The following is a 20928-nucleotide window of genomic DNA, read 5'->3' on the forward strand; positions in this document are numbered from 1 at the left end:
GCTTCCAGCCTATGGGCGGATGCCGACATCACGATCTCAGGGGTCGACGGCTGCTCGCCCGCGGTCAGTGCTGAGCGGACTGCACCTCGCGCAGTCGCGCGAACACCTGGTCGCGCAGCTCCTCCGGAGCCGTCTCCTTGCAAGCGCGCGCCACGACCTCGGTGAGGGTCGTCGCCACGAGTGCCTCGTCCCGACAGGACGGGCAGTTCTCGAGATGCTCGCGGATCTCCGTGTGCTCGGTGTTGCAGACCTCGTTGCGGAGGTACTCCTCGAGATCCTTGCGGGCCTTGTCGCAGCCGCAGTCGGTCATTTCTTGCTCCTCGGGTCGGCCGCGGAGATTCCCCGCTCCACGGCGTAGTCAGCCAGCAGCTCCCGCAGCATCCGCCTGCCTCTATGCAGGCGACTCATCACGGTGCCGATGGGCGTCTTCATGATGTCCGCGATCTCCTGGTAGGCGAAGCCCTCGACGTCCGCGAGGTACACCGCCAGCCGGAAGTCCTCGGGTACGGCCTGCAACGCGTCCTTGACGACCGATGCGGGCATGTGGTCGATGGCTTCCGCCTCGGCCGAACGGCTGTGCGACGCGGTGGTCGTGGTCGACTCCGCACCGCCCATCTGCCAGTCCTCGAGCTCGTCGATCGTGCCCTGGAAAGGCTCCCGCTGCTTCTTGCGGTAGATGTTGATGTAGGTGTTCGTGAGGATCCGATAGAGCCACGCCTTGAGGTTCGTGCCCTGCGAGAACGTCGCCCAGGATCCGTACGCCTTGACGAAGGTCTCCTGCACGAGGTCAGCAGCATCAGCCGGGTTGCGCGTCATGCGCATCGCCGCGGCGTAGAGCTGATCCATGAACGGGATCGCCTGTTCCTCGAATTCGCGCCGAGGGTCGCTGACCGTCTCTGCGGTTGCCGTGTCATCCATCACCGGCCAGTCTAGGCGGGCGAGGTCCACCGACTCGCGTTCCAGCGTTGCGAGCATGCTCTCTCCTTGTCGTCGAGCGCCCGGATTCCGTCATGCGAGCACTCGCGTTTACTAAGGTGGGAACCGATGAGCGCCAACAGGTATTCCCCCTCCCCTGTCCAGGGCGTCTACGTCGCGCCGACCAGCGCGAACGCCGTCCACGCGACCGTGACGATCCCGGGCTCGAAATCGCTCACGAATCGCGAGCTCATCATCGCCGCGATCGCTGACGGACCGGGCCGGCTCATCGCTCCGCTGCACTCCGACGACTCCCGTCGGATGATCGACGCGCTGCGGGCGTTGGGTGTGGGCATCGAGGAGGTCGACGGCAACGGAGACTTCGGCCCCGATCTGGCGATCACTCCCGCCAAACTCGTCGGCGGCACCACGATCGACTGCGGCCAGGCCGGCACGGTCATGCGCTTCATCGCGCCGCTCGCGGGCCTCGCGCAGCACGACGTGCACCTCACCGCTCACGAGACCGCGCTCCACAGGCCGATGGGCGGCCTCATCAGCGCACTGCGCGACCTGGGAGTCGACATCGACGACGAGGGGACGTGGGCGCTGCCGTTCACCGTCCGCGGGCACGGCCGCATCCGCGGTGGACGGGTCGAGATCGATGCCTCGGCATCCAGCCAGTTCGTCTCGGGACTGCTGCTCGCGGCGCCGCGGTTCGACGTGGGTCTGCACCTGGTGCACACCGGCGAGCATCTGCCGAGCCTGCCCCACATCGACATGACGATCGAGGCGCTGAGTCGTCGTGGCATTCGCATCGAGCGGCCCGCCACCGGAGAGTGGCTCGTCGAAGCCGGGGTGCCCCGCGCCAAGGAGATCGCCATCGAGCCCGATCTCTCGAACGCCGCGCCGTTCCTCGCCGCGGCCCTGGTCACGGGCGGGGCGGTGTCGGTTCCCGGCTGGCCGGTGCACTCCACCCAGCCCGGCGCACTGCTTCCCGAGATCCTGCAGGCGATGGGCGCGCACGTCGGCCGGCACAGCGGGACGCTGACGGTCAGGGCCGGCTCCGAGATCCGCGGACTCGACATGGACCTGTCCGCAGCGAGCGAGCTGACTCCCACCCTCGTCGGGCTCGCGGCGTTCGCGTCCGGCCCGACGACGATCCGCGGAATCGGTCACATCCGACTCCACGAGACCGATCGCATCGCGGCCCTCGTGGGCAACATCCGCGCGCTGGGAGGCGAGGCGGAGGAGCTCTCCGACGGTCTGCGCATCATCCCGCGGGATCTGCACGGCGGCGGCTGGGCGGCGCACCACGACCACCGCATGGCGACGACGGGCGCCCTCATCGGCCTGCGCGTTCCGGGAGTCGAGATCGACGACATCGGAACGACATCGAAGACCCTCCCTGAATTCACCCTCCTGTGGGAGCGCATGCTGCGGGGCGCGTCCGCGTGAGCTGGCTCGACGACTCCGACGACCTCGAGGACGACTTCGAGGACTTCGATGAGAGCAGCATCCGCGCGCGTCCGAACCCGAAGGCGAATCGCCCCCGCACGAAGCGGCGGCCCGCCCATGACGATGCGCAGATCGGACGCGTCCTCGGTGTCGACCGCGGCCGCTACTCCGTGCTGCTCGATGAGGACACGCCCGACGAGCGGATGATCACCGCGGCACGGGCACGAGAACTCCGCAGGAACCCGATCGTGACGGGCGACCAGGCGAAGGTCGTCGGTGACATCTCCGGCGAGGACGGCACGCTGGGGCGCATCATCGGCATCGCCGATCGCACCTCTCTGCTCAGGCGCAGCGCCGACGACACCGACCAGGTCGAGCGCGTCATCGTCGCGAACGCCGATCAGATGCTGGTCGTCGTCGCCGCGGCCGACCCCGAGCCGCGAGCCCGACTGGTCGACCGCTATCTCGTCGCCGCTCTGGACGCCGGCATCCGCCCGCTCCTCGTCGTGACCAAGACCGACCTGGCCGATCCCAGCGCCTTCCTGTCGCACTTCGACGGCCTCGACCTGCGCGTCTTCACGAGTGCGCAGGACGAGATGCCCGTCGAAGAGATCGGCGCGGCACTGGTCGGTCACTCGACGGTCTTCGTCGGCCACTCCGGCGTGGGCAAGTCGACGCTCGTGAACGCCCTGGTGCCCAGCGCGCTCCGCGCTACAGGGCACGTCAACCAGGTCACCGGCCGTGGCAGGCACACCTCCTCGTCCACCGTCTCTCTGCGGTACGTCGGCCCCGAAGGTCGCGGCTGGGTGATCGACACCCCGGGGGTCCGGTCCTTCGGACTCGGGCACGTCAACCCCGCGAACATCCTCGCCGCATTCACCGAACTCGCCGAGATCGCCGAGAACTGTCCGCGCGGATGCACGCACCTCGCCGATGCCCCGGATTGCGCTCTCATCGAAGCCGCGGAGAGCGGCGAGCTCAGCGAGACGGGACGAGCGCGTCTGGACTCCCTCCAGCGGCTCCTGCAGACCTTCGCCGACAAGGCGGAGCAGACGCCCGGCCGCTAGGCTGGAGGGGTGACTGTGCGCCTGGAACCCGGAACCGCTGCCCCCGACTTCGCTCTCCTCGACCAAGACGGACAGACCGTCACCCTCGACGATCTGCGCGGCCGCAAGACGGTGCTGTACTTCTATCCCGCGGCCATGACCCCGGGCTGCACGACGCAGGCCTGCGACTTCCGCGACAGCATCTCGTCGCTCGAGGGCGCCGGATACCGGGTGGTCGGGGTCTCGCGCGACGAGCCCGCAAAGCTCGCCGAGTTCCGCGAGCGCGACGGCCTCACCTTCACCCTTCTCAGCGACCCCGACCACGCGGTGCACTCCGCGTACGGCGTATGGGGCGAGAAGATGAACTACGGCAAGGTCGTGGAGGGCGTCATCCGATCGACCTTCGTGCTCGATGAGCAGGGCACGATCGCACTCGCCCAGTACAACGTCAAGGCCACCGGACACGTCGCGCGCCTGCGCAAGCTCCTCGGCGTCGACGCCTGACGGTCACTCCGCCGGGCGCTCGTTCTCGGCTCGCGTGCTGGCGATCAGCAGCGCGAAGCACAGCAGTGCTGGCAGACCCACTCCGACGGTGAACGCCCACGCGACCGGCTGCAGCGTCAGCGAGGCGAGCGCGAGCGCGATGGCGAGCACCTGGAAGACGACGCCACCCGATCGCGCCCATGACCGCCCCGTCCTCGTCCCGATCGCGAACGCGATGAGCGCGGCGGCGCCGAGGAGAGTGAGCACGATGAGAGCGAGCGCTGTCGGCAGTGAGGCTGCGTCCCCTGCACCGAGGCCCACGAGCTCGATGAGAGCGAAGACGATCAAGGCGGCGCCCTCCGCCGCGAGGACCGCGGATGCCGCCAGAGCGAGGCCGGGTGAGCGCACAGTTGTCTCCTGAGAATCGGATGAGAACGGCGGAAACCCTTGATTTCGCTGGTTTCATGTAACAGAATAGACAGCGTCATGTGCTCCCACAGCGGCGTGGGGCGGGCTTCGAGCTCGCATCACAGAAAGCGGGCATCCGTCCGTATCTCATACAGGGTAGCTGAACCCGATCTGCACCCGAAATCCGAGTCGTCGCAGTGCGTCGATTTCTGAAAAACCACACCGAGGAGCCCCCATGGACTGGCGCGATAAGGCCGCCTGCTTGACTGTCGACCCCGAACTGTTCTTCCCTGTCGGGAACACGGGTCCGGCCGTCGACCAGATCGAGAAGGCGAAGACCGTCTGCGCCACCTGCACGGTGACCGAGATCTGCCTGCAGTACGCCCTCGAGTCCAGCCAGGACTCGGGCGTGTGGGGCGGCCTCTCCGAGGACGAGCGCCGCGCACTCAAGCGCCGCGCCGCCCGCGCCCGCCGCGCCTCCTGAACATCGAGAAGCGGCCCGAGACGATGTCTCGGGCCGCTTCTGCGTATCTGCTCACCGTCGCGGCGGACTCGTCACGCGGTGAGCCAGCGGAGCGGGATGTCGATGACGACTTCGGTGCCCTCTCCCTCGCTCCCCCGCCACTCGATCGATCCGCTGAGCTCCCCCTGGATCAGGGTGCGGATGATCTGCGTTCCCAGTCCCTGACCGATGCGCCCCTCCGGCAGCCCCTTGCCGGTGTCGTGCACCGTGACGCGCAGATTCTCCTCGGTGCGCGTGGCGTCGATCGTGACCATGCCCTCCTGCCCTGCGAGGCCGTGCTCTACCGCGTTCGTGACGACCTCGGTGAGCGCGAGAGCCAACGGCGTCGCATACTCGCTCGGCAGGACCCCGAAGCGCCCGGTCGACCGAGTGCGCGCACGGGTGTTCGGCGCGGATGCGACCTCGGCGACGAGCTTCAGAACCCGGTGGAACACCTCGTCGAAGTCGACCTTCTGAGTCAGCCCCTGAGCGAGGGTGTCGTGAACCACCGCGATGGAGTCCACACGTCTCATCGCCTGGGTCAGCGCATCGCGCGCCTCGTCCGAGTGCGTACGACGCGCCTGGATGCGCAACAGCGATGCGACCGTCTGCAGGTTGTTCTTGACACGGTGATGGATCTCACGGATCGTCGCGTCCTTGGTGATGAGCTCCTGCTCCTGATGACGCAGCTCCGACACGTCCCGGCACAGGACGATGGCACCGATGCGCGTCCCGTGATCCTTGAGGGGAATCGCCCGCAGCGAGACAGTGACGCCGCGTGCTTCGATGTCGGTGCGCCACGGGGCGCGCCCCGTCACGACGACGGGCAGCGACTCGTCGACCTGTCGCGACGGCGGCACGAGCCTGGTGGTGACCTCGGCGAGAGACTCGCCCTCCAGTTCGTCATCGAACCCCATGCGATTGAACGCCGAGAGCGCGTTCGGACTGGCGAACGTCGTGATGCCGTCGACGTCGATCCGGATCAAGCCGTCTGACGCTCGGGGAGCTCCGCGGCGCGGGGAGGTCGGAGCCGCCGGATCGGGAAAGCTGCCGTCGGCGATCATCCGGAAGATGTCGTTCGCGCACTCGTCGAACGTGATCTGCTGTCGCGACGGCGTCCGGGCCTCGCCGAGGTTCGTGTGCCGGGTGACGACGCCGATGACGGTCCCCTGGTGCTCGCTGCCGCGGCGCTCGTTGACGATCGGCACCGCCCTCACGCGCGTCGGGGTCTCCTCGAACCAATCCGGTGAGGACGAGTCCACGATCTCCGCCGAATCGAACGCCCCCTGCACCTGCGTGCGCCACTGCGGCCGCACCCGCTCGCCCACGATGTCGCGGTAGAACAGGGTGGCCGCTCCGCTCGGACGGGCGTGGGCTACGGCGACGAACGATCCGTCGTCGGTCTCGATCCAGACGACGATGTCCGCCGACGCGAGGTCCGCGAGAAGCTGACCGTCGCCGGCGAGTCGATGCAGCCACTCGACATCGTTCTCGGCAAGACGGCCCTGGGCATTGGCGAGGTCGCTGAGCGTTGACACCCCACCAGCCTAGAGCGCGTCCGCTCAGAGAACGGCCAGCGACGTCGCCCGCCAGCGTCGGTCGAGACCTTCGAGGCGAATCGCCACCGCCCGGGTGCGACCGGGACCCGCGACCACGACGACGGCCTCTACCTTGCCGTCCACCGGTTCCGTCACGCGGATCGACAGGATCTCGAAAGTCGGGCGCGCAGGCGAGACCCCCCTCGCGCTGCGCGCCCTCGCCGACAGATTCGCCCGCGTCACCAAACTCCGGTACGCGTCTTCATTGAACCAGCGGGCGAGCTGATCGACTTCTCTGACTCCCGCGAGCACCTCGAGCACGCCCTGGGTCAGGCTCCGCAGCAGCGGACTCGGATCCGGCAGCTCGGCGCGGGGCGTCGGCTGTGGTGCGAAGTACTCGTGAAGCATCATCTGAGGCACTCTCCATCGGGAAGACTGCGCCAAGTAGAGCATGCGTCGACTGGCCGATCCGGTCGCGTTCGTGATGTATGTGGATAACTCGTACATGCGCTCCCGGACTTCATTTACGGTGGTCCGCGTGCACTGGGATCGACTGTTCGAAGACCTCGAAGGCCAGCTGGCCTCCGAGTGGGAGAGCGAGCGCGCGGCGCTCGACGCCGAGTCGGAGCGCCTGCGCATCTCGAGGCTCGAGCTTCGCAGCCGGCTCAGAGTGCTCTGCGCATCGGCCGCTCCCGCCACCCTGGATCTGCCGGGTGGAGCTCGCGTTCGGGCACGACTGAACGCGCTGGGCTCCGATTGGATCGCTGCGACGATCGCGCAGGCCGAGGAATCACGGACGACGCGGTCGACCGTGATCGTCCCCCTCCACGCGCTCCGCGGGCTCACCGTCGATCACGGTCTGCTGCTGTCGAGCCTGGACGAAGAGGACGACCCCGCCCCCGTGCTCCGCGAGCGCATGTCGCTCGGGTTCGTCCTCCGTGACCTCGCCCGGCGGCGGGTTCCGGTCAGAATCGTCAGCGTCGATGCATCCGACCTCCACGGGACGATCGACCGAGCGGGTGCGGACCATCTGGATCTCGCCCTGCACGACCCGGGCGAGGCGAGGACCGCCTCGGCGGTGCGTGCGTTCCAGATCATCCCGTTCGCAGCCGTCACGTCGGTTCAGACCGCGGGAGATCAGATGCCGTGACGGCGGGATGTGCCCCAGACCTCTGGGAAACTCGCCTCATTCGCCTCACGCCACAGTGCCATCCGTCTGGCCTCTTCGGACTGCTCGGCGAGATACTCCGAAAGGCTCGACTCCTCGACGCGCCACCGGGCGGGTGCACCGAGCTTGGACCCGCGCAGACGTCCCGCGTAGACGAGTTCGATGACCTCGTCGACCCCGATGCTCAGCAGTTCCGCCACCTGCGCCGGCGCCAGGAAGCGCTGCGTGGCCGGAGAGGAATGGGGCATGCTCCCATTCTCCCCCTGCCGTGCCGATACGCCAGGGCCGATCCGATGCTGTGGATAAGTCTCGAGCAGCCGCGGCGATTTCTGTGACCATGTCGCCATGAGCAAGTTCTCCCGTTCACGGCGTGCCGTCTGGGGTGATGCCCGCTTCCTGATCGGCATCGCCGTGGTCGCGCTGTCTGTCGCCGGCGTGTGGGCCGTCGTCTCCTCCTCCGGCGCCACGACACCGGTACTCCAGGCGACGCGAACGATACCGCTCGGCGAAGCGCTCGTCTCCGGTGACTTCCAGGTGGTGGACGTGGGACTCGGCGCCGTCTCGGATCGCTACCTCGCGCCCCAAGACCTTCGGCCCGGTCAGATCGCGTCCCGGACGGTCGTCGACGGCGAGCTGATGCCGACTTCTGCCGCCGAGGACGCGGATGCGAACAGAACCACCACGATCGTCGTCGAGAGCAGCACCGGCATCCCGGCCGATGTGGGCGCCGGGAGCATCATCGAACTCTGGCATTCTCCTCCGGTGGACGATGGCGCCCTCCCGGGGACGCCGCGCATCCTCGTCGCCGATGCGATCGTCACATCGGTGACGAAGACCGAAGGAATGCTCGCCGCCGACGGCACCACGGCTGAGATCGTGATCGACCGAGCGGATGTCGCCGATGTGCTGTCCGCGATCACCGGCGGCTCTGTCCTGTCCGTCGTGCCGATCGGCTCGACCTCGTGACGTCGGTCGTGATCGCCCTACCCGATTTCCGTGCACGCACCCTGGCCGACGAACTCGAGCTCGAAGGCATCAGCGTGGTTTCCGTCGTCGCGCCGAGCAGGATCCTGCCCCTGCCCGACGACGTCGATGCCGTCATCGTTCCCACCAGCCGCGCGGTGCTGACGCCCGCGCTGGTCGCCGAGTGCGACAGGGCAGGAGTGCGGATCCTGCCGCTCGGCGACGGCGACAGCAGACTGCTCGGGCGCTACGGCCTCGCGGCCGCACTCCCGGCAGAAGCGCGCGGCTGGGAGATCGCTGCCGCGCTCACCGCCGACCTTGCAGGCTCCGTCGAGCGAATCGCGCCGTCTCCGCATCGTGTCACGGTGGTCTGGGGCCCATCCGGTGCGCCGGGACGATCGACCGTCGCGATCCAGCTCGCCGTCGAGCTGTCCAGGGCAGGACGCCGCACTGCCCTGGTGGATGCCGACACCGTCGCTCCCTCCCTCGCGCTGCTGCTGGGGCTCAGCGATGACGCACCCGGGATCGCCGCCGCGTGCCGTCGGGCAGAGCTCGGCGCACTCGACTCGGCAGAACTCACGCGGCTGGCGACCGTCCTCGACACGAGCGCAGGAGAGATCGAGGTCCTCGGGGGCATCAATCGCCCTGGGCGCTGGCCGGAACTCGGCGCACGTCGATTGGAGGCGACGCTGCGCGCATGCCGCAGCTGGGCAGAGGAGACCGTCGTCGACGTGGCGAGCGCCTTCGACGCCGACGATGAGGCGACGTACGACCTCACCGGCCCGCGTCGCCACGCAGCCACAGTTGCCGCGCTGCAGGAGGCAGACCTGATCATCGCCATCGCGGCGGCCGACCCGCTCGGCATGAGCAGGTTCATCAGGGAGCATGCCGAGCTACGACGGCTCACGACCCCGACGCCCATCAGAGTGGTGGTGAACCGCGTGCGCCCCGGCCCCCTGGGCGTGGATGCGCGAGGTCAGATCCGGCGCACGCTCGAGAGGTTCGCCGGCATCACGGACGTCGTGTTCCTCCCTTTCGATCAGCGGGCCGCCGACGCCGCACTCCTGCACGCGCGACCGATGGCGGACCTCACTCCGCGCTCGTCCCTCGTCGCCGGCGTGCGCCGCGTCGTGGAGACTCTCGTCTCCACATCAGCAGAGCCGCCTACTGGCGGTAGCTCGAGAGGAAGTTCCCGAGGCGCTCGACGGCTTCTGCGAGCACGCGGGGCTCGGGGAGCGTGACCAGTCGGAGGTGGTCGGGGGTCGGCCAATTGAAGCCGGTTCCCTGCACGAGGAGGATGTGTTCGGAGACCAGCAGGTCGTAGACCAGCTTCGCGTCGTCCCTGATCTCGTGGACGTTCGGGTCCAGACGAGGGAAGGCGTACAACGCGCCAACGGGCTTGACGCACGAGACACCGGGGATCGATTCGAGTCCCTTCCAGGCGATGTCACGCTGCTCATGCAGGCGCCCGGTCGGCGCGATCAGCGAGTCGATGGACTGCACTCCCCCGAGAGCCGCCTGAACCGCGTACTGGGCGGGGACGTTCGGGCAGAGACGCGTCGAGGCGAGCAGGTTGATCCCCTCGAGGAACCCCTTCGCGTGGTCCTGCGGCCCGGTGATCACGAGCCACCCGGACCGGAAGCCGGCGACCCGGTAGGTCTTCGAGAGCCCGTTGAACGTCAGACACAGCAGGTCCGGCGCCAGGGTCGCCGTCGGGATGTGCACCGCATCATCGAACAGGATGCGATCGTAGATCTCGTCGGAAAGCAGCAGCAGCTGGTTCTCACGGGCGATCTGCACCATGCCCTCGAGAACTTCGCGTGAGTAGACCACGCCGGTCGGGTTGTTGGGGTTGATGATGACGAGAGCCTTGGTGCGCGGAGTGATCTTGGATCGGATGTCCTCGAGGTCGGGCTGCCATCCGTTGTCCTCATCGCACAGGTAATGGACCGGGGTGCCGTCAGCAAGACTCGTCATGGCGGTCCACAGCGGGTAGTCGGGTGCCGGGATGAGCACCTCATCGCCCTCGTCGAGAAGAGCCTGCATCGTCATCGTGATGAGCTCGGAGACGCCGTTGCCGAGGAAGACATCCTCGGGATCGAATCGCGGGAACCCGGGGATCTCCTCGTACCGGCTGACGACTGCTCGCCGTGCCGAGATGATCCCCTTGCTGTCGCTGTACCCGTGGGCGGTCGGAAGCGCGGCCAGCATGTCGTGCACGATCTGGTGGGGTGCCTCGAAGCCGAAGATCGCGGGGTTGCCCGTGTTGAGCTTGAGGATCCGATGTCCCTCGGCCTCGAGCCGCGCCGCCTCGACGAGCGTGTTTCCACGGATCTCGTACAGGACGTTCTTGAGCTTCGACGACTGGTCGAAGTGGCGCGTTGGTGTCATTGAGCAAGCCTACAATGACGCGACGAGGGGCCGATCCCCACGGACCGGCCCCTCGTCATGCGCTCTGCTACTTCTTCTTCTTGCCCTGCGCCCGCCGCTGCTCGCGGTTGCCCGCGGGAGCTGCCGAGCCCTCGGTGCGCTGCCCGAACGCGCCGCGCGGAGCCTCAGCCGACTCGGCCTCCTCGGCGGGAGCCTGACGCGCGGCCGCTGCCTGACGAAGCTTCTCGGTCGCGGCCTGCTGAACCTGACCGCGGTCGTTGCGGACCTCGACCTCGCCGGCGTCGTTCGCGGCGGAGTACTCGAGCCGCTGGTCTCCACCGTCTTCGGCGAGGCCCTTCGCCTCGACCTCGGCCGTCTGCGAATCGCCCGCCCGACGCACCTCGACCTCGAGATTGTAGAGGTAGCCGACCGACTCCTCCTTGATCTGCCCCATCATCGACTGGAACATCGCGTAGCCCTCGCGCTGGTACTCGATGAGCGGGTCGCGCTGCGCCATCGCACGGAGACCGATGCCGTCCTTGAGGTAGTCCATCTCGTAGAGGTGGTCGCGCCAGCGGCGATCGAGCACCTGCAGCACCACGCGTCGTTCGAGCTCACGGGTCGCCGCTTCTCCGAGCGACTCCTCACGGGTCTCGTATGCGATCTTCGCGTCCGACAGCAGCTCGCGGGTCAGACCCTCTGCGGTGATGCCACCCTTGCGGCCGGCGGCCTCGGACACGACCTCGTCGATGGTCACGCTCACCGGGTACAGCGTCTTGAGCTCGGTCCAGAGTGAGTCGAAGTCCCAGCTCTCGTTGTGACCCTCGCCGGTGTGATCGCGCACCACTCCACTGATCGCGTCCTCGATGAAGTGCTGGACGCGGTCGGCGATGTCATCGCCCTGCAGGATGTGGCGGCGGTCGGCGTAGATCGCCTCGCGCTGACGGTTCAGGACGTCGTCGTACTTGAGGACGTTCTTGCGCATCTCGGCGTTGCGCGACTCGACCTGCGACTGAGCGCTGCGGATCGCCCGCGACACCAGGCCCGACTCGATCGGGACGTCGTCGGGGAAGTTGGTGCGCGCGAGGATCGCCTCGGCGGCGCCCGACTGGAACAGGCGCATGAGATCGTCGGTGAGGCTCAGATAGAAACGGCTCTCGCCGGGGTCGCCCTGACGGCCCGAGCGACCGCGAAGCTGGTTGTCGATGCGGCGCGACTCGTGGCGCTCCGTTCCCAGGACATAGAGTCCACCGGCCTCGATGACCTTCTCGGCCTCTTCCGACACGATGGACTTCATCGCCTCGTACGTCTCGTCCCACGCGATCTCGTACTCCTCAGGCGTCTCGACGGGGTCGAGTCCCTTACCCTTGAGCTCCTGCACGGCGAGGAACTCGGCGTTGCCGCCGAGCATGATGTCGGTTCCACGACCGGCCATGTTCGTGGCGACGGTCACGGCACCGAGGCGCCCTGCGCGAGCGACGATCTCGGCCTCGCGCGCGTGGTTCTTCGCGTTGAGGACCTCGTGCTTGACGCCCTTCTTCGCGAGGAGCCGCGACAGGTACTCGCTCTTCTCGACGCTCACGGTGCCCACGAGCACCGGCTGCCCCTGCGCGTGACGCTCGGCGATGTCCTCGACCACCTGCGCGAACTTGGCGGTCTCGTTCTTGTAGACGAGGTCGGACTGGTCCTTGCGGATCATCGGACGGTTCGTCGGGATCGGGATGACACCGAGCTTGTAGGTCGACATGAACTCGGCCGCCTCGGTCTCGGCTGTACCGGTCATGCCGGCGAGCTTGTCGTACAGGCGGAAGTAGTTCTGAAGCGTGACCGTGGCGAGAGTCTGGTTCTCGGCCTTGACCGGCACGGCCTCCTTCGCCTCGATGGCCTGGTGGATGCCCTCGTTGTAGCGACGTCCGACCAGGATGCGACCGGTGTGCTCGTCGACGATCATGACCTCGTCGTTCATGACGACGTAGTCGGTGTCCTTCTTGAACAGGGCGAGGGCCTTGATCGAGTTGTTGAGGAACGAGATCAGCGGCGTGTTCGCGGACTCGTACAGGTTGTCGATGCCGAGGTAGTCCTCGACCTTCTCGATGCCGGGTTCGAGAACGCCGACGGTGCGCTTCTTCTCGTCGACCTCGTAGTCGACGCCCGCCTCGAGGGTGCGCGCGATCTTCGCGAACTCCGCGAACCAGCGGTTCGCCTCACCGGAAGACGGTCCTGAGATGATCAGCGGCGTGCGCGCCTCATCGATCAGGATGGAGTCGACCTCGTCGACGATCGCGAAGTAGTGCTCGCGCTGGACGAGGTCTTCCTTGCGCCACGCCATGTTGTCGCGGAGGTAGTCGAAGCCGAACTCGTTGTTCGTGCCGTAGGTGATGTCGGACGCATACTGCTCGCGGCGCACAGCCGGGGTCTGGCCCGAGACGATGATTCCCGTCGACATGCCGAGGGCCCGGTACACGCGCCCCATGAGCTCTGCCTGATAGCTCGCGAGGAAGTCGTTGACCGTGATCACGTGGACGCCCTCGCCCGCGATCGCATTGAGGTACGCCGGGAAGGTGGCGACCAGGGTCTTGCCCTCACCGGTCTTCATCTCTGCGATGTTGCCGAGGTGGAGAGCAGCACCACCCATGATCTGCACGTCGTACGCGCGCATACCGAGGGTGCGCTTCGCCGCTTCGCGCACGGCGGCGAACGCCTCGGGCATGAGCTGATCGAGCGACTCGCCCTTCGCGAACCGCTCACGCAGCTCGGTGGTCTCGTTGCGAAGTTCGTCGTCCGTGAGCTTGGAGATGTCCTCTTCCAGCGCGTTCACGGCCTTGACCACCTGGTTCAGGCGTCGGATGACCCGCCCTTCTCCAGCGCGCAGCAGCTTCTCAAGAGGATTGGCCACAGATGTCATCTCCCTGTCGATGGTTCCGGCGGCGCCGCGTGTCGGGCGCGTGCCAGGCATACCTTGTCATGTTACCGGTCCGTGACCTGCACGTCGTCTGCACGTCGTCTGCATGGCGTGCCTCCAACGCGTTTCCGAGTATGTATATATTGGTCCACGACACCGGGAGGTCCATATGTCGGTTCGACAGAGTCTGCTCGCGATCCTCGCTCAGGGCCCCTGCTACGGCTACCAGTTGCGGCACGAGTTCGACCGCCGCACGGGCTCGGTATGGCCGCTCAACGTCGGTCAGATCTACAACACGCTCGAGCGCCTCGAGCGTGACGGGCTCGTCGCTCGCGGTGCAGCGGACGAGCACGGCCACGTCTACTGGGAGATCACGGCCACCGGCGCGTCCGAGGTGGACCGCTGGCTCGCGTCTCCCGCGCCACGAAGCCAGGCGACGCGCAACGAGCTCGCCATCAAGCTGGCTGTGGCGGCAACCCTCCCCGGCGCGGACGCCGCCCGAGTCATCGCGGCCCAGCGCGCGGCGTCGGAAGAGCATCTCGCAGATCTCATCGCGACGAGGGCGACGCGCGAGGACGACAGCCCCGAGGGGCTCGCATGGTCGCTCGTCGTCGATTCGATGATCTTCACGGCGGAGGCCGAGGTCCGCTGGCTCGACCATGTGCAGACCCGGCTCGCCCAGCACCCTGTCCACGCCCTCGCTCTCGAGTTGACGACCGATCGACCCAAACGTGGCAGGCCTTCGAGGGCAGACGTGGCGGCACTCGTCTGACGGGTTTCGCCTCAAGCGTATGCACAGCCAGCGGCGTCGCCCGGGAAACTAGGATCAGTCCTATGGCTGGAATATGGGGCAGACGCAAGCGCGAGCAGGAAGAGCTGGCCGCACAGGACGCCGACCTGGCTCGCCGCGCTGAGCAGGCACTCGTCTCGGCGGACGAGCGCATCAGGAGCACGTCCGACGAGCTGGCGTTCGCGGAGGCCGAACTCGGGGAGCAGCTGACTCGTGACCTGAAGAAGGCGCTCGCTGCGGTGCGCACGCATCTGCGCGAGGCATTTCAGCTCCACCAGCTCAACCACGATGAGATTCCCGACACGCCTGAGGAGCTCCGCACCCGCAACGCGCGGATCATCCAGCTGTGCGATTGGGCGCAGGATCTGCTCGACGAGAAGACGTCGGATCTCGCGGCATCGATCTCGAAGGTGCGTCGCGCACCCGAGATCATCGCCCAGGTGCGTGCCGATGCCGAGGCGCTGAGCGCACGGATCCCGCACACGAACGAGACCGTCGCGCGTCTCTCCGCGCGTTACTCGGACTCGGCGATGCACCAGATCACGGCGAGCGCCGCCGAAGCAGAGCAGCTGATCGCGTTCGCAACGCACGGCGCGGCCGTCTCAGAGCGTCGCCGCGCGGCGAAGCAGAACGAGGAGGCGAACCTCGCACTGGAGACCGCCACCGAGGCCACGCGGCGCGCTTCCGCGCTGCTCGACGCCGTGGAGGACTTCGAGATCGAAGCGCTGCGTGCGGAGTCGACCCTTGCCGAGGTCGTCGCGGATTCACGCAACGACCTCATCGCCGCGCGCACCGCCCCCCAGGTGCCGGCCGTCGCGGCCGCCGTCTCCGCGCTGCAGGACGCGCTGAGCGCCCTGTCGCCCGCGGGCACCCCCGGGGATCCCTTCGCCGAGCTGTCGCAGCTGCGCGACGCGAACACGGCTCTCGACGACGCGATCGCCACCGCTCGGCATCGCGAGGCGCACCCGCTGCCCAGCATCCAGCAGGTGCAGCATGCGATCGATGATGCCGACCGCCAGCTCGGCGTCGCCCGCGGACTCATCGCCGGGCACCGCGGCTGGATCGGCGCCGACGCGCGCACGCGCCTCGCCGAGGCCGAGAGGCTGCGGGTCGATCTGTCGGATCTGCTTCCGGCGGAAGAGACGCGCGACGAGGCTCTGGCCAGTGCACGACGCGTCGCACACCTGGCTTCTGAGGCCCTGCAACTCGCCCAGCGCGACATCGATTCCTCACGGCCGCAGGATCAGGGCTGGGGCGGCGGAAACGGCTGGGGCGGCGGCGGCTGGAGCGGCGGCGGCCGACGCGGCGGTGGCGGCGACGTCGCCTCGGGCATCCTCGGCGGCCTCGTCATCGGCAGCATTCTCGACGGCATCTTCGACTGACGCGGTCGCACAACGCGACGACGGCCCGGCTCCCTCTGGAGCCGGGCCGTCGTCGTCTCAGCCTCAGGAGGCGAGCGCCTCAGTGGGCGGAGCCTGCGTCTCGAGAGCGATCACACCGTAATCCCAGCCCTTGCGTCGGTAGACGACGCTCGGGTGGTCGGTGCGCACGTCCACGAACAGGAAGAAATCGTGCCCGACCAACTCCATCCGGTCGACGGCCTCTTCGACGGTCATCCATTCCGCTCCGAAGTTCTTGGTGCGGATGACCACCGGCGAGTAGACCTCGTCGTCCTCGTTCTGGATCGGCACGTTGCCGGTCGCGACGGCCCGCAGGACATCCACGGATGCCGGCTGGACATCGATGCCCTCCAGCGCTCCGCTCTCCTTCTCGAAGTGCGCGCCACGCGGGTGCTGGCGTCCGTCGACTCGCTTCTCCTTCGCTCGACGAAGCTGCTCGGCCATCTTGTCGACGGCCATGTCGAGTGCGACGAACTTGTCTCCGTCCGTGGCTTCAGCGCGCACGACGGGGCCCTTGCTGACGAGCGTGAGCTCCACGGTCTCGTCCGGCACGTGACCGTTGCGGTACACCCGGTGGGTGACCTTGACATCCAGCCGTTGCGCACGGGACGCGAACGTCTGGATCTTGGCGATCTTCTCTTCGACAACGGCTCGGAATCGATCGGTGATACCCACCCCGACGCCAACGATGCTCGTTTCCATTGCTGCCTCCTTGTCCCGGTCCTCCCGGCCAAGGGCGGACCGTGGTCGCCTTGTGACCCCCCACGGTAGTCGGCCTGACCTCGGATGTCACGGGTCAGTTGCTGCGTGTCCCCGATGCGTTCACATTCCGTTCGCTGTGACGCGGCGTGGCGGCGAGCGCGACCGCTGCCAGGACATGGGCGCCCGCGTCTGTCAGCGCCCGAGCCGCCTCATCGAACGTCGCACCCGTCGTGACCACGTCGTCGACGAGCACGACGGTCTCCCCCTCGAGCACACGTCGCGCTCGCATGCTCCCGCAGACGTTCTCCGCTCGGCTCACGGAATCGAGGCCTCGCTGATCCGTGCGCCGACCCCGCAGAACGAGCAACCGGTCGGGAAGCCGACCCGCCCGCCGGATCAGCAGCTCGGGCACCCGGTAGCCGCGCCGTCGAAAGGCGGCCACCGATGTCGGGATCGGCACGAGGTGGAGCGGCCGATCGGCATCCGGGCGCGCCTCGAGCACGTCGACCACCTCCCCCAGCGCCGATCCGAGCGGGCGAGCGAGCACCGTCTCGCCGTCGTCCTTCATCCTGCGGATGCATCGCGCCGCGACCGACTCGAAGGGCATCGCCGCGCGGACCTCCAGTCCGGCGGGCGTGCGGCGGACGAGCGGCTCCGGGCGGATGCTCTGTCGGCACGAGCCGCAGAGCAGCGTCTCGGGCCGGTCGCACCCCGCGCAGGTCGCCGCGAGCAGAAGGGCGAGTATCTCGAGTCCTACGGCGCGGGCCGGTGGGTGCGGTGACATCCGTCGATGCTCTCGCAACAATCCGGCGCCGGGGCTGCAGAGGCTGCGCGGAACGCGGCCGTCATGGACTGTCAGTCGATGTCGGACGGCCGTGCAGGGACAGTCGCGCTCAGTGCCCCGCACGCGTCGCGAGAAGTGAGACTCCGCTGATCGACTCGCTCCATGCCGAGCCCGCACGGGCGAACACGGCGCCGTCCGCGCCCAGCACTCGCAGACCGGTGGCTGCGCGCGCACCCGCCAGGGACACCGCGCCGGTCGGAGCCACCTCTGACGTGCCAGGCCCTCCGACCACCTGCGTGACGACCATCCGGTCTGCGGGATCCGTCAGCAGTCCGAGACGATCCGCGCCCAGCCAGACGAGGCCGATGGCGCCGCCGTCGAGCTGCGCCAGCGGCTCGGTGAGTCCGAGCTCGGTCGGAAGCCCGGCCTCATCGCGGATCACCGATGACACGACGATCCAGCGCTCGCCCCCGATCACGACGGCCGCGGCGACGCGGGCCCCATCCGCCGAGACGCGGATGGCGGATACGGAGGAGGCCTCCGGCCACGCGCCCGCGATGCTCTGAGGGGCGACATCGCTGCCGATCGCCTGCAGAGCCGCCGGTGCGTTCGAAGGGACCGACCACGTGTAGTCGTAGGGATCCATGGACGGCCGCACCAGCGATGGGCGGTCGTCCAGCTCGTTGAAGCTGCCTTCACCTGCGAGCCACACGTGCCCGTCGATGAGCTGCACGGCCGCGTGGGAGCTGTCGACCGACACGTCGACCGCTGTGACGGGCTGACCCGCGTTCACGATCTGGTCCGAGACGCCGGGGATCGGCGTGATCTCTCCACCGACCAGCATGCCGAAAGTCCCGTCCTTCAGCACGAGGCTGCCCGGATCGGCCTTGTCCGTCACGACCTCGACGACCCCGGCCTCCAGTGTGCGGCCGTCGACCGTGAAGCGCACCTGGTCGATCTGCACGCCACCGGCGGTCAGGGTCGCCTGGAGCTGAGTGCGCATGCGCGCGAGGGTGGTCGGGTCGAGGCCCAGCGCCGCCCGGTTCAGGGCGACGTCGGCGATCTGGTCGGGGTCGATCGGCACGGAGTCCCGTGCGAGCTGCACCTCCTGCGGGAACGCGCTCTGCACGGCCGGATCGAGCCAGGGGCTGGGCGCGCCGCCGATCAGCGACTGCGCGATGGTCGTCGCCACCGTGGCGCGTCGAGGGAACCAGCGCACATCGGGCACGAGTCGTTCCCACGTCTGATCGAAGTACTGCAGCGCGTAGTCGTCGTACACGCGCGAGAACCTGGATTCGTCGATCACCACGCCGTCCGGCGCCTCGGCGATCCGCCACTGGCCGTCTGTGAGTTCGACCACGAAGGCCGAGTTCGAGGCGCCGAACGCCTCGGAGTACGCTCCGGTTGCGTCGACGCTGGCGACCTGATCGAAGGCGACCCTCACGTCGGCCGTGTCGCCGTCATCGGCATCGTCGTCTTCGTCGACATTCGAGCTGAACGAGCGAGTCGCCGAGCTCACATCGATCGACACGCCGGTGTTCGGACGCCAGGTCGATGCGAGCTCCGGGGTGAGAAAGCTGCGAGCGGTGTTCCAGTTGTCGGCCGGGGTGATCGCGGCCTCCATGAAGCCTTCGACGATCGCCGCAGGCCCCGCGCCGTCCACCGGACCCGAAGCGAGCGGGAGGAAGTCCTGCCCCTCGGGGGACGCCCCGAGAGGCTTTCCCGGCTGTGCGTCTCCGCTGGTCGGAAGACCTGTGCACGCTGACAGGATGAGCACGGTCGCCGCGATCACGAGACCACGCAGCGCGCGCCGAGTCCGCGCGGTCATTCGATGCTCCTTCGATCGAAGAGCTCCGCCGGGACATCGGCGAGCTGGATCGGCTGCGTGGCATCGCCGAGTTCGGCGAGCGGCTCCTGCGGCTCGATCGGGATGGGCGAAGGCCCATCCGTCGCATCGCCACGGCGAGGCAGGGTCAGAACGAAGTTCGTCCCGACGCCGAGTTCGGACCACACCGCGAGCGATCCGCCGTGGAGAGTCGCATCGCCGAGCGCGATCGACAGTCCGAGCCCCGTGCCTCCGAGAGTGCGCTGGCGGGAGGGATCAGCGCGCCAGAATCGGTCGAACACCCGCTCGGCATCCGCCGGGTCCATGCCGAGCCCGAAGTCGCGGACTCCGGCGGCGACCGCATGCTGATTGCTGTCGACGGTGACCACGATCGGCCGGCCCTCGCCGTGCTCGATCGCATTGCCGATCAGGTTGCGCAGCACTCGTCGCACCCGCCGCGGATCCATGTCGACCGGCGAATAACCGCCGGGGGCGACGAGCCTCAGCTCGCTGCCGCGATCGTCGGCAAGAGGACGCATCTGCTCGATGATGTCCTCTGCCAGATGTGCGAGGCTCGTCGCCTCGAGCTCGAGCTGCACGGAGCCTGCGTCGTAGCGGCTGATCTCGAGCAGATCCGACAGCAGCGTCTCGAACCGCTGCACCTGCGTGTGCAGGAGCTCGGTGGTGCGAGCGGTCGTCGGATCGAACTCCTCCCGCTGATCGTTCAGCATGTCTGCGGCGAGGCGGATCGTGGTGAGCGGAGTCCGCAGCTCATGCGACACATCTGACACGAAGCGCTGCTGCACGAGTGACAGCTCGCCGAGCTCCTTGATCTGGGATTCGATACTGTCGGCCATGGCGTTGAAGGAGCGTCCCAGGGTCGCGATCTCGTCTTCCCCGTGCACGTCGATGCGGACGCCGAGGTCGCCCGAGGCCAGACGCGCGCTCGTCTCGGCAGCCTCGACGATAGGCGTCGACACGGTGCGGAGAACGATGAAGGAGATCGCGGCGACGATCGCCACCAGACCTATGCCGGCGACCCACAGGGTGCGCTGCACGAAGGTGAGAGTGTTGTCTGCATCCGCGAGGTCGTACGCGAAGTAGATCTCGAACGGCCCCGCCTCGGGAACCCGCAGCTGCTGCCCCACGATGATCCCGGGCACAGCTCGGCCGCCGACCTCGAGTGATACGGACTGCCAGGACTGCCAGTCGTCGAACTCGACCACCCTGTTCCTGAGGCCCGAGGTGATCAGATTGTCGCTCAGCCCGGCGGTGAAGCCGTTGAGCGGGACGTCGGGGTCGACCTCCATGCGGAATCCGGCAAGACCTTCGGCCGTCGAATTGCGTCCGAGGTCCTCCTGCACGCTGTCCCACAGCTCCGGCAGGGCTGCCGGGTCATCGCCCAGCGCCGTCGCGTCCAGGGTCGCCTGCGCCTGGTTCACCGAGCGGGCCGCGTCTTCGAGCGCCTCGTTCTTGCGGGATTCGAACAGATCGTTCTGGATCACCAGCGCCATCGTCACGCAGGTGATCAGGATCGCGGTGGACGTCAGCAGAAGCGTGATCGTGAGCGTCCGGAATCGCAGAGAACTGCGCCACAACGCCTGGACGACGGTCGGCCAGCCACGCCAGTCGCGGATGACAGCGACCGCCGTGGTGGTCGCTGTGGTCGCGGCCATC

At 68.0% G+C, this 20928-nt stretch carries 21 protein-coding genes; 9 read left to right on the plus strand and 12 right to left on the minus strand.

Translation table 11 applies throughout. The features are described from left to right. Positions 1 to 64: 64 nt before the first annotated feature. Both LQZ85_RS05265 and LQZ85_RS05270 read right to left on the minus strand, forming a co-directional pair. Positions 65 to 310: a zf-HC2 domain-containing protein gene (locus tag LQZ85_RS05265; RefSeq protein WP_053095677.1), complete on the minus strand. Its 246-nt coding sequence runs from the start codon at positions 308 to 310 to the stop codon at positions 65 to 67. Next, entirely contained in the window at positions 307 to 975 is a 669-nt protein-coding gene (locus LQZ85_RS05270) for a sigma-70 family RNA polymerase sigma factor (RefSeq protein WP_053095676.1), read from the minus strand. Before LQZ85_RS05270 ends, LQZ85_RS05265 begins: the two co-directional genes overlap by 4 nt. Positions 976 to 1044: 69 nt before the next feature. On the opposite strand from LQZ85_RS05270, the gene aroA reads away from it, so the two are divergent. Genes aroA through bcp form a run of 3 tightly spaced genes read left to right on the plus strand, consistent with a single transcriptional unit; the run spans position 1045 to position 3920 of the window. Continuing rightward, on the plus strand, positions 1045 to 2370 hold the full coding sequence (aroA, locus tag LQZ85_RS05275; protein WP_056278260.1) for a 3-phosphoshikimate 1-carboxyvinyltransferase: 1326 nt from the start codon (positions 1045 to 1047) through the stop codon (positions 2368 to 2370). Further along, positions 2367 to 3437, plus strand: a complete 1071-nt coding sequence (rsgA, locus tag LQZ85_RS05280) for a ribosome small subunit-dependent GTPase A (RefSeq protein ID WP_056279017.1) — start codon at positions 2367 to 2369, stop codon at positions 3435 to 3437. The genes aroA and rsgA overlap by 4 nt, the downstream gene beginning before the upstream one ends. A gap of 9 nt (positions 3438 to 3446) precedes the next feature. Then, positions 3447 to 3920 carry a thioredoxin-dependent thiol peroxidase gene (bcp, locus tag LQZ85_RS05285; protein ID WP_053095674.1) on the plus strand — a complete coding sequence of 158 codons (474 nt, stop codon included), beginning with the start codon at positions 3447 to 3449 and terminating at the stop codon, positions 3918 to 3920. A 3-nt stretch (positions 3921 to 3923) separates the two neighbouring features. Here the strand turns inward: bcp and LQZ85_RS05290 are convergent, their stop codons facing one another. Continuing rightward, positions 3924 to 4307, minus strand: a complete 384-nt coding sequence (locus tag LQZ85_RS05290; protein WP_053095673.1) for a hypothetical protein — start codon at positions 4305 to 4307, stop codon at positions 3924 to 3926. Positions 4308 to 4542: 235 nt separating this feature from the next. On the opposite strand from LQZ85_RS05290, the gene LQZ85_RS05295 reads away from it, so the two are divergent. Then, on the plus strand, positions 4543 to 4791 hold the full coding sequence (locus tag LQZ85_RS05295; RefSeq protein WP_028503730.1) for a WhiB family transcriptional regulator: 249 nt from the start codon (positions 4543 to 4545) through the stop codon (positions 4789 to 4791). Positions 4792 to 4862: 71 nt separating this feature from the next. Here the strand turns inward: LQZ85_RS05295 and LQZ85_RS05300 are convergent, their stop codons facing one another. Both LQZ85_RS05300 and LQZ85_RS05305 read right to left on the minus strand, forming a co-directional pair. Then, on the minus strand, positions 4863 to 6347 hold the full coding sequence (locus tag LQZ85_RS05300) for a PAS domain-containing sensor histidine kinase (protein WP_056278258.1): 1485 nt from the start codon (positions 6345 to 6347) through the stop codon (positions 4863 to 4865). 24 nt (positions 6348 to 6371) lie between these two features. Beyond that, a complete protein-coding gene (locus LQZ85_RS05305; protein WP_171821901.1) occupies positions 6372 to 6758 on the minus strand; it encodes an Rv3235 family protein in 387 nt (128 codons plus the stop codon). Positions 6759 to 6798: 40 nt separating this feature from the next. Here LQZ85_RS05305 and LQZ85_RS05310 point away from each other — a divergent pair, with 40 nt between their 5' ends. Beyond that, positions 6799 to 7497 carry a hypothetical protein gene (locus LQZ85_RS05310; RefSeq protein WP_230100634.1) on the plus strand — a complete coding sequence of 233 codons (699 nt, stop codon included), beginning with the start codon at positions 6799 to 6801 and terminating at the stop codon, positions 7495 to 7497. On the opposite strand, the gene LQZ85_RS05315 is transcribed toward LQZ85_RS05310, so the two are convergent. After that, entirely contained in the window at positions 7485 to 7763 is a 279-nt protein-coding gene (locus LQZ85_RS05315; RefSeq protein WP_056278255.1) for a helix-turn-helix domain-containing protein, read from the minus strand. The genes LQZ85_RS05310 and LQZ85_RS05315 overlap by 13 nt on opposite strands. A 97-nt stretch (positions 7764 to 7860) precedes the next feature. On the opposite strand from LQZ85_RS05315, the gene LQZ85_RS05320 reads away from it, so the two are divergent. Continuing rightward, positions 7861 to 8481 (plus strand): hypothetical protein, encoded by a 621-nt coding sequence (locus LQZ85_RS05320; protein ID WP_056278253.1) that lies wholly within the window; start codon positions 7861 to 7863, stop codon positions 8479 to 8481. Then, positions 8478 to 9719, plus strand: a complete 1242-nt coding sequence (locus tag LQZ85_RS05325) for a P-loop NTPase (protein WP_230100635.1) — start codon at positions 8478 to 8480, stop codon at positions 9717 to 9719. Before LQZ85_RS05320 ends, LQZ85_RS05325 begins: the two co-directional genes overlap by 4 nt. Here the strand turns inward: LQZ85_RS05325 and LQZ85_RS05330 are convergent. Beyond that, positions 9643 to 10869, minus strand: a complete 1227-nt coding sequence (locus tag LQZ85_RS05330; RefSeq protein WP_053095668.1) for a pyridoxal phosphate-dependent aminotransferase — start codon at positions 10867 to 10869, stop codon at positions 9643 to 9645. The two genes, LQZ85_RS05325 and LQZ85_RS05330, sit on opposite strands and share 77 nt — an antisense overlap. Before the next feature lie 67 nt (positions 10870 to 10936). Beyond that, a complete protein-coding gene (gene secA, locus LQZ85_RS05335) occupies positions 10937 to 13744 on the minus strand; it encodes a preprotein translocase subunit SecA (protein WP_056279015.1) in 2808 nt (935 codons plus the stop codon). 175 nt (positions 13745 to 13919) lie between these two features. On the opposite strand from secA, the gene LQZ85_RS05340 reads away from it, so the two are divergent. Both LQZ85_RS05340 and LQZ85_RS05345 read left to right on the plus strand, forming a co-directional pair. Then, a complete protein-coding gene (locus tag LQZ85_RS05340; RefSeq protein ID WP_056278246.1) occupies positions 13920 to 14522 on the plus strand; it encodes a PadR family transcriptional regulator in 603 nt (200 codons plus the stop codon). Positions 14523 to 14584: 62 nt separating this feature from the next. Further along, complete coding sequence (locus tag LQZ85_RS05345) at positions 14585 to 15922, plus strand: hypothetical protein (protein WP_053095666.1); 1338 nt, start codon at positions 14585 to 14587, stop codon at positions 15920 to 15922. A 63-nt stretch (positions 15923 to 15985) separates the two neighbouring features. On the opposite strand, the gene raiA is transcribed toward LQZ85_RS05345, so the two are convergent. The 4 genes from raiA to mtrB all read right to left on the minus strand — a co-directional run bounded on the left by raiA (position 15986) and on the right by mtrB (position 20927). Beyond that, a complete protein-coding gene (raiA, locus tag LQZ85_RS05350) occupies positions 15986 to 16642 on the minus strand; it encodes a ribosome-associated translation inhibitor RaiA (protein WP_053095665.1) in 657 nt (218 codons plus the stop codon). 94 nt (positions 16643 to 16736) lie between these two features. Next, positions 16737 to 17426 carry a phosphoribosyltransferase family protein gene (locus LQZ85_RS05355; protein WP_056278243.1) on the minus strand — a complete coding sequence of 230 codons (690 nt, stop codon included), beginning with the start codon at positions 17424 to 17426 and terminating at the stop codon, positions 16737 to 16739. A 109-nt stretch (positions 17427 to 17535) separates the two neighbouring features. Then, positions 17536 to 19254 carry a GerMN domain-containing protein gene (locus LQZ85_RS05360; protein WP_056278240.1) on the minus strand — a complete coding sequence of 573 codons (1719 nt, stop codon included), beginning with the start codon at positions 19252 to 19254 and terminating at the stop codon, positions 17536 to 17538. Continuing rightward, positions 19251 to 20927 carry an MtrAB system histidine kinase MtrB gene (gene mtrB / locus LQZ85_RS05365; RefSeq protein ID WP_056278234.1) on the minus strand — a complete coding sequence of 559 codons (1677 nt, stop codon included), beginning with the start codon at positions 20925 to 20927 and terminating at the stop codon, positions 19251 to 19253. The genes LQZ85_RS05360 and mtrB overlap by 4 nt, the downstream gene beginning before the upstream one ends. Between the last annotated feature and the right edge of the window lies 1 nt (position 20928).

The sequence above is a fragment of the Microbacterium sp. Bi98 genome, assembly GCF_918698045.1.
Lineage (GTDB): Bacteria > Actinomycetota > Actinomycetes > Actinomycetales > Microbacteriaceae > Microbacterium.